The 12,928-nt window shown below is 72.8% G+C and carries 13 protein-coding genes; 8 read left to right on the top strand and 5 right to left on the bottom strand.

Going from position 1 to position 12,928, the window contains the following annotated elements:
* Positions 1-43: 43 nt before the first annotated feature.
* The 3 genes from OG373_RS22030 (at position 44) to OG373_RS22020 (ending at position 3,157) form a co-directional block, all read left to right on the top strand.
* Entirely contained in the window at positions 44-976 is a 933-nt protein-coding gene (locus OG373_RS22030) for an ROK family protein (protein WP_189973198.1), read from the top strand.
* Positions 976-2,139 (top strand): N-acetylglucosamine-6-phosphate deacetylase, encoded by a 1,164-nt coding sequence (nagA, locus tag OG373_RS22025; RefSeq protein ID WP_405439834.1) that lies wholly within the window; start codon positions 976-978, stop codon positions 2,137-2,139. The genes OG373_RS22030 and nagA overlap by 1 nt, the downstream gene beginning before the upstream one ends.
* 100 nt (positions 2,140-2,239) lie before the next feature.
* A complete protein-coding gene (locus OG373_RS22020) occupies positions 2,240-3,157 on the top strand; it encodes a 1-phosphofructokinase family hexose kinase (protein WP_397736977.1) in 918 nt (305 codons plus the stop codon).
* 25 nt (positions 3,158-3,182) lie between these two features.
* Here the strand turns inward: OG373_RS22020 and OG373_RS22015 are convergent, their stop codons facing one another.
* Positions 3,183-4,181: a CBM35 domain-containing protein gene (locus tag OG373_RS22015; protein WP_405439832.1), complete on the bottom strand. Its 999-nt coding sequence runs from the start codon at positions 4,179-4,181 to the stop codon at positions 3,183-3,185.
* 68 nt (positions 4,182-4,249) lie between these two features.
* Positions 4,250-5,998: a diguanylate cyclase CdgB gene (cdgB, locus tag OG373_RS22010; protein WP_397736981.1), complete on the bottom strand. Its 1,749-nt coding sequence runs from the start codon at positions 5,996-5,998 to the stop codon at positions 4,250-4,252.
* A 302-nt stretch (positions 5,999-6,300) separates the two neighbouring features.
* Between cdgB and OG373_RS22005 the strand changes: the two genes are divergently transcribed.
* Entirely contained in the window at positions 6,301-6,870 is a 570-nt protein-coding gene (locus OG373_RS22005) for a flavin reductase family protein (RefSeq protein ID WP_405439830.1), read from the top strand.
* 52 nt (positions 6,871-6,922) lie between these two features.
* Here OG373_RS22005 and arfB read toward each other — a convergent pair whose 3' ends face one another.
* Positions 6,923-7,348, bottom strand: coding sequence for an alternative ribosome rescue aminoacyl-tRNA hydrolase ArfB (gene arfB, locus OG373_RS22000; RefSeq protein ID WP_266483857.1), 426 nt, complete (start codon positions 7,346-7,348; stop codon positions 6,923-6,925).
* A gap of 187 nt (positions 7,349-7,535) precedes the next feature.
* Here arfB and OG373_RS21995 point away from each other — a divergent pair, with 187 nt between their 5' ends.
* Both OG373_RS21995 and OG373_RS21990 read left to right on the top strand, forming a co-directional pair.
* Entirely contained in the window at positions 7,536-8,111 is a 576-nt protein-coding gene (locus tag OG373_RS21995; protein ID WP_030387311.1) for a TerD family protein, read from the top strand.
* Between the two features lie 136 nt (positions 8,112-8,247).
* On the top strand, positions 8,248-8,766 hold the full coding sequence (locus OG373_RS21990; protein ID WP_405439828.1) for a GNAT family N-acetyltransferase: 519 nt from the start codon (positions 8,248-8,250) through the stop codon (positions 8,764-8,766).
* A 51-nt stretch (positions 8,767-8,817) separates the two neighbouring features.
* Here OG373_RS21990 and OG373_RS21985 read toward each other — a convergent pair whose 3' ends face one another.
* Complete coding sequence (locus OG373_RS21985) at positions 8,818-10,230, bottom strand: M1 family metallopeptidase (RefSeq protein ID WP_405439826.1); 1,413 nt, start codon at positions 10,228-10,230, stop codon at positions 8,818-8,820.
* A 32-nt stretch (positions 10,231-10,262) separates the two neighbouring features.
* Complete coding sequence (locus OG373_RS21980; RefSeq protein ID WP_405439824.1) at positions 10,263-10,820, bottom strand: heme-binding protein; 558 nt, start codon at positions 10,818-10,820, stop codon at positions 10,263-10,265.
* A 269-nt stretch (positions 10,821-11,089) separates the two neighbouring features.
* Here OG373_RS21980 and OG373_RS21975 point away from each other — a divergent pair, with 269 nt between their 5' ends.
* Positions 11,090-12,286, top strand: coding sequence for a sensor histidine kinase (locus tag OG373_RS21975; protein WP_405439822.1), 1,197 nt, complete (start codon positions 11,090-11,092; stop codon positions 12,284-12,286).
* Positions 12,283-12,903, top strand: coding sequence for a response regulator (locus tag OG373_RS21970; protein WP_405439821.1), 621 nt, complete (start codon positions 12,283-12,285; stop codon positions 12,901-12,903). Before OG373_RS21975 ends, OG373_RS21970 begins: the two co-directional genes overlap by 4 nt.
* The last annotated feature ends 25 nt before the right edge of the window (positions 12,904-12,928 follow it).

The following is a 12,928-nucleotide window of genomic DNA, read 5'->3' as shown; positions in this document are numbered from 1 at the left end:
GACCTTTCCCCGCCGAGCACGCGAGACTGTCTCTGTGAAACCCGTGAAACACGTCATCGCCCTCGATGTGGGCGGCACCGGGATGAAGGCTGCCCTCGTCGCCGAGGACGGCACCCTGCTCCACGAAGCGCGCCGTGCCACCGGCCGCGACCGGGGCCCCGACGCCGTCGTCGAGACGATCCAGGACTTCGCCGCCGAGCTGCTCGACACCGGCCGGGAACGCTTCGGACGGCCCGCGTCGGCCGCCGGCGTCGCCGTCCCGGGCATCGTCGACTCCGAGCACGGGATCGCCGTCTACGCGGCGAACCTGGGCTGGCGGGACGTACCGATGCGGAGCCTGCTCAGCAGACGCCTCGGCGGCATCCCGGTGGCCCTCGGCCACGACGTGCGCACGGGCGGACTCGCCGAGGGCCGCATCGGCGCCGGCCGGGGCGCCGACCGCTTCCTCTTCGTCCCGCTGGGCACCGGCATCGCCGGAGCCATCGGCATCGCCGGCCGCATCGAGGCCGGCGCCCACGGCTACGCGGGCGAGATCGGGCACATCGTGGTGCGCCCCGGCGGGCCCGCCTGCGGCTGCGGCCAGCACGGCTGCCTGGAGACCCTCGCCTCCGCCGCGGCCGTCAGCCGCGCCTGGGCGGCAGCCTCCGGCGACCCCGAGGCCGACGCGGCGGACTGCGCCAAGGCCGTCGAATCCGGCGACGCGCGCGCCCGGGAGGTGTGGCTGGCCGCCGTCGGCGCCCTCGCCGACGGACTGGTCACCGCGATCACCCTGCTGGACCCGCGCACGCTGATCATCGGTGGCGGGCTGGCGGAGGCGGGGGAAACCTTGTTCACACCACTACGGACGGCCGTGGAGGAGCGCGTGACGTTCCAGCGGCTCCCCCACATCGTGCCGGCGGCCCTCGGGGACACCGCCGGATGCCTGGGCGCAGGGCTGCTCGCCTGGGACCTACTCGCCACGGAGGTACCGGCCTGATGTCCGGAAGCGCACACAGCACTGTTCTTTCGGGCGCCAGGGTGGTGCTGCCCACCGGCACGGTGGCGGGCGGCCGGGTCATCGTCGACGGCGACCGCATCGCGGGCAGCGCCCACGACGCCACCACGACCGTCGACCTGACCGGGTACTGGATCGTCCCCGGCTTCGTCGACATGCACAACCACGGCGGCGGCGGCGCCTCCTTCACCTCCGGCACCGCCGAGGACGTCCTGAAGGGCGTCCGCACCCACCGCGAGCACGGCACCACCACCCTCGTCGCCTCCACCGTCACCGGGGACCTGGACGAACTGGCCCGCCGCGCCGCCCTCCTCGCCGAGCTGACCCAGCAGGGCGAGATCGCGGGCATCCACTTCGAGGGGCCGTTCATCAACGCCTGCCGCAAGGGCGCGCACAAGGAGGACCTGCTCCGCGACCCCGACCCGGCCGAGGTCCGCAAGCTGATCGACGCCGCGCACGGCGCCGCCCGCATGGTCACCCTCGCCACCGAACTGCCGGGCGGCCTGGACTCCGTACGGCTGCTGGCCGAGCACGGCGTCATCGCCGCGATCGGCCACACGGACGCCACGTACGAGCAGACGCGCGCCGCCATCGACGCGGGCGCGACCGTGGCCACCCACCTCTTCAACGCGATGCCGCCCCTCGCCCACCGCGAGCCCGGCCCGATCGCCGCGCTGCTGGAGGACGAGCGGATCACCGTCGAGCTGATCAACGACGGCACCCACCTGCACCCGGCGGCCCTCGAACTGGCCTTCCACCACGCGGGCGCGCACCGCGTCGCGCTGATCACCGACGCGATGGACGCGGCCGGCTTCGGCGACGGGACCTACCACCTGGGCCCGCTGGAGGTCGAGGTCAAGCACGGAGTGGCCCGGCTGGTGGAGGGCGGCTCGATCGCCGGCTCGACGCTGACCCTGGACACCGCCTTCAAGCGCTCGGTGACCCTCGACAAGCTGCCGGTGGAGTCCGTGGTCCAGGCGATCTCCGCCAACCCGGCCAAGCTGATCGGCCTCTACGACGAGATCGGCTCGCTGGAGCCCGGCAAGTACGCGGACCTCGTCGTCCTGGACTCCGCGTTCGACGTCCGGGGCGTCATGCGGCGCGGCGAATGGATCGTCAGCCCGCCCGTGCGACCGGCGATCTGACGGCCAAGCGGCTGTACGCAGGGAAAACGGTCGGCCCGAGGACTGGGCCGACCGCCTTGTGTTTGGCATGATCCCGGCAGCAACAGACCCGGGAGTGCCCATGATCCTTACCGTGACGCTCAACACCGCGCTCGACGTCACGTACCAAGTGCCGCGGCTGCTTCCGCACGCCTCGCACCGGGTCTCCGCCGTCGCCGAACGCCCCGGCGGCAAGGGGATCAACGTCGCGCACGTCCTGGCCGCCCTCGGCCACGAGGTGACCGCGACGGGCTTCGCGGGCGGCCCGGTCGGCTCCGTCGTCCGCGGACTGCTCGCGCAGTCCCCGGGGGTGGTCGACGCCCTGGTGCCCTGCGCAGGCAACACCCGCCGCACGGTGGCCGTGGTCGACGCGGCCTCCGGCGACACCACCCAGTTCAACGAGCCGGGCCCGCTCATCACCGCCGCCGAGTGGTCGCGCTTCCTCGCCCGCTACGAGGACCTCGTGTACGGCGCCCGCGCCGTGGCCCTGTGCGGCAGCCTCCCGCCGGGCGTGCCGGTGGGCGCGTACGCCCTGCTCGTCCGCTCGGCCCGCGCGGCCGGGGTCCCCGTCCTCCTGGACACCAGCGGCGAGGCCCTGCGCCGCGGGGTCGCCGCCCGCCCCGAGATCATCAAGCCGAACGCCGCCGAACTGGCCGAGCTCACCGGATCCCGCGACCCGCTCCCCGCCACCCGCGACGCCCGCCGCCGGGGTGCCCACGCGGTGGTCACCTCCCTGGGCCCGGCCGGCCTGCTGGCCGCCACCGCCGAGGGCACCTGGCAGGCGGCCCCACCGCGCCCGCTGTCCGGCAATCCCACCGGAGCCGGCGACTCCGCGGTCGCCGGCCTGCTGTCGGCGGTGGCCGAGGGCCTGGACTGGCCCGCACGCCTCACCCGCGCGGTCGCCCTCTCGGCGGCCACCGTCCTGGCCCCGGTGGCGGGAGCATTCGACCCCCGCACCTACGAGGAGGTACGGGGGTCGGTGAAGGTCACGACGGCCTAGCCGGCCGGCGGGGACGCGGGGCCGATCAGCCCTGCTCCAGCCAGAGCTGGTCGAGGACGACCTCGCACTGGTTGCCCGCCTCGCACGAGATCTTGATCGTGTTGGCGCCCTGCTTGAGGTCCACCAGCGAGTAGGTGTTGGTCCAGCCCTTGGCCCAGTCGCCCGCGGCGGCCTTGGAGAAGTTCGCCATGTTGACCGGCCGGGTCTGCGCCTCGCCGTTGATGGTCAGCGTGGTGTTGGCGTCCTTGCCCGGCACCCCGTAGGTCATCTTCAGCTTGTACTTGCCCGCCTTGGGGACGTCCAGCGACCAGGTGGCCGCCGCACCCTGCGCGTTGAGGCCGCCCACGTACTGGCCGCCCTCGCTCTTCGCGCCCGGCACCGTGTTCTGCAGCACGGCACCGCCCGTGAGGGACATGCCGCTGCCGGCGAAGTCGGCCTTCGGCAGCTGAACCTGCGACGGCTTCGCGCTGGGCGTCGGGCTGGACGGGTTCTGCGGGGCCGCAGACTGCTGGCCGCCCGTCGTGGCCGCGTCGTCCTTGCCCTTGTCCTTGTCGCCGAACTGCAGCGCCGCGACGATGCCGATCACGACCACGGCGACCACCGCGACCGCCGCGATCAGCAGACCCCGGCGGCTGGAACCACCGCCACCGTGACCGCCGCCCGGCCGGTCGACGGTCTGGGTCGGGTGCTGCGCCTGCTGCGGGACGCCGTAGCCGCCCGCCTGGAGCGCTTCCGGGGCCTGGTACTGCGGGTACGCGGGGGGCTGCTGCGCGGGCACCTGGCCGCGCTGGCCGCCGTTGCGGCGCTCGCCGACCGTCCGCACCTGGTGGTGGGAGGTCCGGGGAACCCCGCGCTGCGCGCCGGAAGGACCGCCTGCCGCGGGCCCCGGGTAGCCGTATGCGCCGCCCTGGCCGGGCGGTGTGGCGCCGGCCGCCTGACCGTCCTCGTAGAGGTAGCCGAACGGATCGTCGTCCTCGGGCTTGTTCGCCCCACCGTGCGGGCCGTTGTTCGCGGGCGTCGTCATCGCAGGTCACTCCTTTCGACCCCCGGGAGCCTACCCCGAACACGTGCGCCCACGGGCGGCAGACCGCCTCAGCCGGCCCTGCGATGGGCCTTCGACCGGGACCTTTTCTCGATATACATCCGCTGGTCGGCGGAGCGCAACACCTCGTCCGCGGACATCCCGCAACTCGCCCAACCGATGCCGAAACTGGCTCCGACCCGCACCGCACGGCCGTCCACCCGGATCGGCGGGATGATCGCGTTGCGCAGCCGGACCGCGAGGTCGGCGGCGTCCGCCGCGCCCAGACCGTCCGCCAGAACGACGAATTCATCACCACCCAGCCGAGCGACGGTGTCACCGTCCCTGACGCCGGTCGTCAGCCGCCGGGCGACCTCGATCAGGACCGCGTCACCCGTGTGGTGCCCGAACCGGTCGTTGATCGACTTGAACCCGTCGAGATCGCAGAAGAGGACCGCGAGCCCCTTCGTGCCGTCGTCGATGTCGGTCGCGGGCGCCACCGTGTGCACGTGGTGGTCGTACGGTCCGTCCGACGGGGCGGGCGGCGCCCCGGGGAACTCGAAGGGATCGGCCCCGGGGAACCGGTCGGGGCCGTCGGGATGAAACCCGTGCTCACCGGCACCACCCGCCTCCGCCCCCACCGGGAGCCCGTCGTGCCCCACGTGCCCCGTGTGCCCGTCGTAGCCGTCGCGCCCCTCGAAGGCCGCGTCCAGTGCCTCGACGGCGGTCGCCCGTACGGACTGTGGCCTGCGGCACAGCCGCGCGCCGAGCCGGGCCCGCAGCTCGGCGCTGTTGGGCAGGCCGGTCAGCGAGTCGTGGCTGGCGCGGTGGGCGAGCTGGAGCTCGTGCCGCTTGCGTTCCTCGATGTCCTCGACGTGCGTGAGCAGGAACCGCGGCCCGTCGGCGGCGTCGGCGACGACGGAATTGCGCAGCGAGACCCATACATACGTGCCGTCGCGGCGGCCCAGGCGCAGCTCGGCTCGGCCGCCCTCGGCGGAGGTCCGCAGCAGCGTCCCGATGTCCTCGGGGTGGACCAGGTCGGAGAAGGAGTAGCGGCGCAGCACGGAGGCGGGCCGGCCGAGCAGCCGGCACAGCGCGTCATTGGTCCGCAGCAGCCGGCCGTGCTGGTCCCCGCCCATCTCGGCGATGGCCATGCCGCTGGGCGCGTACTCGAAGGCCTGGCGGAACGACTCTTCACTGGCCCGCAGCGCCTGCTGCTCGCGCTCCAGCCGGACGAGGGCGCGCTGCATGTTCGCACGGAGCCTGGCATTGCTGATCGCAATCGCCGCCTGGAAGGCGTACATCTGGAGCGCCTCGCGGCCCCAGGCGCCGGGCCGGCGGCCGTTGCGCGGTCTGTCCACCGAAATAACACCCAGAAGTTCCCCGCCGGACGCATACATGGGGGCGTAGAGCCGGTCCTCGGGGTGCCACTCGTCCTCGAAGCGCGGATCGGGGCCGTCGGTGTGCCACTGGGGGACGTCGTCCTCCATGAGGACCCAGCCCTCGGTGTGCGGGATGAACCTGAGTCCGTCCCAGCTCTCACCCATCGTCAGGCGGCGTTCCCAGGAGGCGCGGGAGCCGACCCGGCCGGTGATGAGGGCCTCCGCGGCGGGGTCGCCGGCGAAGGCGGCGACGACGAGATCACCGTCCGGGCGAACGAGGTTGACGCAGGCGAGTTCGTAGCCGAGGCCCACGACGATGCCGTCCACGACGGTCTGCAGAGTGTCCGCCAGGCTCCTGGCCGTGTTGAGCTCGGCCACCACCCGGTGCAGCTGCCGCAGGGTCGCAAGACGGACGTACGGCTCCGACTCGGTCTCCATTGCTCGCTCTCCCCGAGACCTCGACAGCAACTCCAGGTTTGTCATCGGCGTTTCGTTGCGGTGTCCCGTCCACTGAATCACAGTGAGCTGTGCGCCAGGTACACAGGGTCAACAAATCTTGCCCTCTGTGACTCAAGTCACATCAGGTGAATATCGGTGCGCAGTGGGTCCGTGCATGACTGGGAGCGCTCCCTCACATTCCCGAGAGCAAACGATACGCCGGGGCCTAGGCCAAGGGGCGGGGACGCGACTCGGACCATGGCCCGATGTGCGACGCGGAAGGGCGAGATTAGCGTTTCGGCGTGCTGAAGACGACCCCCGTACCCACCGCGCCCCACGCAACCCCCCATGCTGAGGGAGTGAGCAATGACGAGTTCCGGGCCGCGATGTCCCGGCTGGCGGCGGGCGTGTGCCTGATCACGGCGCACGAGCCCCCGCTGACGGCGGACGGCCCGCGCGGCGAGGACGTCGGTATGACGGCGACCGCCTTCATGTCCGTGTCCCTGGACCCGCCGCTGGTCCTGGTGAGCCTGCGCGAGGGCTCCCGGATGGACGACCTGCTGGCGGAACAGCCGCTGTGGGCGGTCTCCGTGCTCGCCGACCACCAGCTCCAGGTCGCGGGCCGCTTCTCGATGAAGGGGCGCATCAGCGACCGGCTGCTCTTCGCCGACCTGCCCTGCGTACGCGGCGAGGCCTCCGGCGCACCCCTGCTGACCGGCGCCCTGGCGACCCTGGAATGCCGGACGGAGAACCGCGTCGAGGCGGGCGACCACACCCTGGTCGTCGGCCGGGTCCTGACGGCCGGCCTGCCGGCCCCGGACTCGGCGCCGCTGACGTACTTCCGCGGGCGCTACCGGCACCTGGGCACGTAGGGCGCGTTGCGCGGGCAGGACGGGCAGGACCCGTAAGAGGGGCACGGCGCGGCTACCAGTCCCGGCCGGTGCGGCCGCGCTTGGTCTCGGCCCGCGCCTTCTTCTCGCGCAGCCGGCGCTCGTTGATCCCGCGCGGAATCTTCGTCGCCCGGCGCTGCTTCGGCGGCGGCGCCGTCGCCTCGGCCAGCAGCGAAGCCAACCGGACCAGCGCCATCTCCCGGTTGCGCAGCTGCGAGCGGTGCTCGGAGGCCCGTACGGTCACCACCCCGTCCACCAGCCTCCCGGCGAGCCGCTCCAGCGCCCGCTCCTTCCACACCTCGGGCAGCGCCTTCGTCGCCGCCAGGTCGAACAGCAGCTCCGCTCGCGAGTCGGAGGTGTTCACGTGCTGACCGCCCGGCCCGGAGGAACGCGAGAACCGCCAGGCGAGCTCTCCCTCGGGGAGCACGACCGAACCGCGGATGACATAGGGACCAGGCATGCCCCTATGATCCGCCCCCGGCACCGCCGCCGTCACCCGCATTTACCGGCCCGCCCTCCGGCTCACGCGGATCCGCCGTCACGGACAATTCACGACGGGAACCCGACCGGCCTCTCGTCGCGTTATAGGAGGCAGCGGTAGTTTGACCGCCTGTACGTGCATGTTGGATGAGGAAAGGGACATTCCCATGGCTGTCAGCCTGTCCAAGGGCGGCAACGTCTCGCTCACGAAGGAGGCCCCGGGCCTCGCTGCCGTCACGGTCGGCCTCGGCTGGGACGTCCGTACGACGACCGGTGTCGACTTCGACCTCGACGCCTCGGCAATCGCCGTCAACCCGACGGGCAAGGTCGTCTCCGACGGCCACTTCGTCTTCTTCAACAACAAGTCCACCCCGGACCAGACCATCGTCCACACCGGTGACAACCGCACCGGCGAGGGCGCGGGCGACGACGAGGCCATCAACGTCAACCTCGCCGGCCTCCCGGCCGACGTGGACAAGATCGTCTTCCCGGTCTCCATCTACGACGCCGAGGCGCGCAGCCAGAACTTCGGCCAGGTCCGCAACGCGTACATCCGCGTCGTGAACCAGGCCGGCGGCGCCGAGATCGCCCGCTACGACCTCTCCGAGGACGCGGCGACCGAGACCGCCATGGTCTTCGGCGAGCTCTACCGCAGCGGCGCCGAGTGGAAGTTCCGCGCGGTCGGCCAGGGTTACGCCTCCGGCCTCACCGGCATCGCGCAGGACTTCGGCGTCAACGTCTGATTCCGCGCCCGACTCCACGGTGAGTCCGCGGCCGGGTCGGGCAGGTCCGGCACCGCCGGGACCTGCCGGGCGCCAGCGCCGGCGAAGCCCCCTCCCGGCCGTCCGGGGAGGGGGCTTCTTCGCTACCGTTCGACGGGTGATCCTGCAACTGCTCGTCCCCGTCGACGGTGCCCTCCCCGGCCCGGTCCTCACCGAGATCGCCGCCCTCTACTCGACGAACCACGCGTTCTTCGAACTCAGCGGCGACTTCCCCGACCCGGACCGCATCACGGTCGAACAGGTCGCCGCAGCGCTCGCCGGCGAACTGGCCCACGACAGCGCCGAGGTACTCCTCGCCCGCTCGGCCGGCCGCCTCGTCGGCCTGGCCGCCACCCTCGCGCAGGCACCCGCCGCCGACGACCCGGACCCGTGGATCGGCCTGCTGCTCATCGACGCCACCGCCCACCGGGAGGGGTACGGGCGGGCCGTCGCCACCCTGGTCGAGGACCGCTTCCGCACCGCCGGACGCGCGGGCGTGCGGATCGCCGTACTGGACAACAACCCCGAGGCCCTGGCCTTCTGGCAGTCCCGGGGGTACGTCCCGCTGCGCAAGGCCGAGGACCGCAAAATGGGCCGCGCCTGCACCGTGCTGCGCAAGCCGCTCGAAGCCCCGTAGCGGAGCGGAGCGCAGCCGCGCGGGACAGTGGCGCGACGCAGCGGCGCGGCGCTACTCGGAGCGGTCCTTCCCGTACAGCCACACGTCCCAGACCTGCTTCAGGTCGTGCCCCGTCTTCTTCTCGGCGTAGGCGGTGAAATCGGCCGTGCTCGCGTTCCCGTGGCGGTGGTCGGCGACCCAGCCGCGCACCAGGGCGAAGAACTTCTCGTCGCCCACCTCCTGGCGGATCCGGTGCAGGACCATCGCGCCGCCGTAGTACACCGGCTCCGCCGAAATGTCCTCGGGCCCCGGCGGAGCGGCCGGCGGGAAGGCCCGCCAGTCGACGTCGGCGTCCCGGTCGACGTCCGTGTCACCCGTCCGGAAGGCCTCGAAGTACTCCTGCGCCGTGGGCCCGTTGTGTTCCTCGGCCCACAGCCACTCGGCGTAGGTCGCGAATCCCTCGTTGAGCCACATGTCCTTCCAGGACTTCGGCGACACCGAGTTGCCGAACCACTGGTGGGCGAGCTCGTGCACGACGAGCTCCTCCTCGGTCGGCGCTCCGGGGAAGACGGGCCGGCCCTGGGTCTCCAGCGCGTAGCCGAGGGTCCCCGCGGGCACCACGATCGCGCCCGCCGTCGCGAAGGGGTACGGACCGAACCGGCCGCTGCCCCACTCCACCATCTCCGGCAGCCGCGCGAGCGGCCCCGAACCGGCGGCCCCCTCCCCCGGCGCCACGGCGCTGTAGAGGCCGATCCCCGAGGGCGTCCGCCCCGTCGTCACCTTGTACGGCCCGATCACGGCGGTCGCCAGATAGCTCGCCATCGGCTCCGGGCTGTGCCACGCGAAGGCGGTCCGCCCGTCCGCGTCCTCGGTACGGGAACGCAACTCGCCGTTCGACACGGCCTCGTAGCCGCGCGGAACGGTCAGCGTGATGTCGTACGCGGCCTTGTCGCTGGGGTGGTGATTGCCGGGGAACCAGGTCATCGAACCGACCGGCTCGCCGACGGCGACCGCGCCGCCCTCGGTGGTGATCCAGCCCTCCCTGGAACCGTCCGGATCCACGAGGGGCTTCGGCTTCCCGCTGTAGTCGACCTCCGTACGGAAGACCTCGCCCTTCTTCAGGTCCTCGGCGGGGCGCACGGTCAGCTCGTTGCCGGTCCGGTTGTAGCGGGCCCCCGCCCCCTGGACGGTCACGCCCTCGACGTTCAGACCGCTGAAGTCCAGGTTGAAGGAGCTGAGCCCCTGCTCGGCGCGGGCGGTGATCACGGCCGTACCGTGCAGCTGCCCGTCGGCGGGGTCGTAGTCCAGGTCCAGCGCGTAGTGGTCGACCTGGTAGCCGCCGTTCCCGGCCCGCGGGAAGTACGGATCGCGCAGCCCCGACGCACCCGGCCGCCCCTGCACGGTGTCGCCCGTACACCCCGTGGTGAGGGCGAGCAGGGCGGCGACGGCGGGGGCGGCGAGGCGGGAGAGAGCACGGTGTTCCACGCACTCGATCCTAGGGCGGGCGATCGCGCGGGCTACTTGTTCAGCGCGTCCACGCCGGCCTTGGCGAACTTCTCGTCCAGGTCACCGCTCGGGGCGCCGGCCACACCGATGCCCGCAACGGGCGCGCCGTCCGCCTGGACCGGGGTGCCGCCACCGAGGAAGAGGGTGCCGGGGATGTCCTTCAGGTTCGGGGTCTGGGCGAGCCGGCCCACGAGCACCGAGGTCGGGGCGTTCCAGGACACGGCGGTGAAGGCCTTGCGCTGGGCCGACTCGTAGGACTGCGGGCCGGCGCCGTCGCCGCGGAGGGTGACGATGGTGTTGCCGTTGCGGTCGACGACGGCGACGGTCACCTTCTGATTCTCGGACTCGGCGGCCTTCAGCGCGGCCTGGGCGGCGCGGGTCGCGGCGTCGACGGTGAGGTGCGTCGTCGTGGTGAAGTTCTTGCCGCCCGGGCCGTCCTTCTTCCCGGCCACGGAGACCTGGGCGGTCTCGGCGGTGGTAGTCGCGCTGGCGCTCACGGCACCGAAGGCTCCGGCGCCCAGGGCGACGGCGAGGGCGGTACCGGTGAGAACGCGGGTGCGGGTCTTCATCTCTGCTCCTGAGAACGGTGCCGCGGTGACGGCTTCGAGTCGGTCGGGGCCGGGCCGGTGGGACCGGCTCCTGCACTGCTCCAAGCCTCGGCCCGAAACCCCCCGCGCCCCGTCCCCGTACCGGCTCGCCCCACCCACCGGACCGGCTGACCCGAGGGTCATCCGATCGGTCGATGCGCACCGCCTCCGGCGACGGAACCATCAGCCTGGCCGGCGTTCGAGGCGCGGGATCCGGAGCGGCGCCCCGACGGCAGCGCCCGCGGGCGACAATGAACGCACCCTTCGCAAACCAGGAGCAACCGGTGAGCCACCCCGCCAGCAGGCCGGACACCCGAACACTGGCCACGGTCGCCCACACCGCCTTCTTCCTGCTCCTCGGCGCCTCCGTGGTCCGCTTCCTGCTGCGCCACCCCGGCGAACCCCGCACCCCGTGGATCATCGCCCTCAGCATCACCCTGGCCCTGCTCTACGTCCTCGGCCCCGCGCTCGGCGCCGCCCCCACCGCCCGGCGGCTCCTGTGGCTCGGCCTGGTCGTCACCACCTGGATGGTCCTGGTCGTCCTCGCGCCGAGCTTCGCCTGGTGCGCCGTACCGCTGTTCTTCACCGCCCTGCGCACCCTGCCGCCGCGCGCCGCCATCGTTCTCGTGGCCCTCCTCACCACCTTCGTGGTGATCGCCCAGCTCCAGCTGGCCAAGTCCTTCGACCCCAACCTGCTGCTGGCACCGCCCGCCGTCGCCGCCCTCGCCACCGCCGTCTTCGTCCACATGGAACGCCAGGCCCAGGCCCAGCGCACCCTGATCGACGACCTGATCCGCACCCGCCGGGAGCTGGCCGCCACCGAGCGCCGCGAAGGCACCCTCGCCGAGCGGCAGAGGCTGTCCATGGAGATCCACGACACCCTCGCCCAGAACCTCTCCAGCCAGCAGATGCTGCTCCAGGCCGCGGACCGCACCTGGGAGACCGACCCGGCCACCGCCCGCGCGCATGTCCGTACCGCCACCGGCATCGCCGCACACGGCCTCTCCGAGGCCCGCCGGCTCGTCCACGACCTGGCCCCGCCCGAGCTCGCCGACGGCGCCGGCCTCGCCGACGCCCTGCGCTCCCTGGACGCCGGCCCGGACATCGAGGTCCGCTTCCACCTCGAAGGCACGCCGACCCCGCTCCCCGACCGGGTCCAGTCCGCCCTGCTGCGCATAGCCCAGGGCGCGCTGGCCAACGTCCGCGAGCACTCCGGCGCCCGTACGGCCGCACTCACCCTGAGCTTCCTGGGCGACCAGGTCGTCCTGGACATCGCCGACGACGGCCACGGCTTCACCGCACCCCGCACCGACGCCGCCGAGCGCGGGCACGGGCTCCCGGCCATGCGCGCCCGCGTCCGCCAGCTCGGTGGCACCCTGACGATCGAATCCACGCCGGGCGAGGGCACCGTGCTCTCCGCGGCCATCCCCCTGGAGCCGGCCCCATGACGACGATCCTCCTCTGCGACGACCACGTCGTGGTCCGCGCCGGACTGCTGGCCCTGCTCGGCAGCGAGCCCGACATCGAGGTCCTCGGCGAGGCGGGCAGCGGTGAGGAGGCGGTCGCCCTCGCCGCGAAGCTCCACCCCGACGTGGTCCTGATGGACCTCCAGCTGGGCGAGGGCATCGACGGGGTCGAGGCCACCCGCCGCATCACCGTGCTCCCACGGCCCCCGCACGTCCTGGTCCTCACCACCTACGACACGGACGCGGACATCACCCGGGCGATCGGCGCGGGCGCCACCGGTTACCTCCTCAAGGCCGAACGCCCGGAGGAGCTCTTCGCCGCGATCCACTCCGCGGCCCAGGGCCGCACCACCCTGTCCGCGCCGGTGGCCAGCCGGGTGATGGCCCACATGCGCGGCACCCGCCCCACCCTGACCGACCGCGAACTGGACATCCTCGGCCAGCTGGCCCGGGGCCTGGGCAACCGCGACATCGCCCGCGCCCTGTTCATCAGCGAGGCCACGGTCAAGACCCACCTGGGCCGCATCTACGACAAGCTCGGCGTCGACACCCGCGCGGGCGCGGTCTCCGTGGCCAAGGAACAGCGCCTGCTGCCCTGACACCGGAGGTGAGCGGCCCCGGCGC

Origin of the sequence: Streptomyces avidinii, from assembly GCF_045161815.1 — a bacterium.
Taxonomy (GTDB): domain Bacteria; phylum Actinomycetota; class Actinomycetes; order Streptomycetales; family Streptomycetaceae; genus Streptomyces; species Streptomyces avidinii.
Note: the sequence above shows the minus strand (reverse complement) of the source record. Positions and strands in the feature narration are given on the sequence as shown.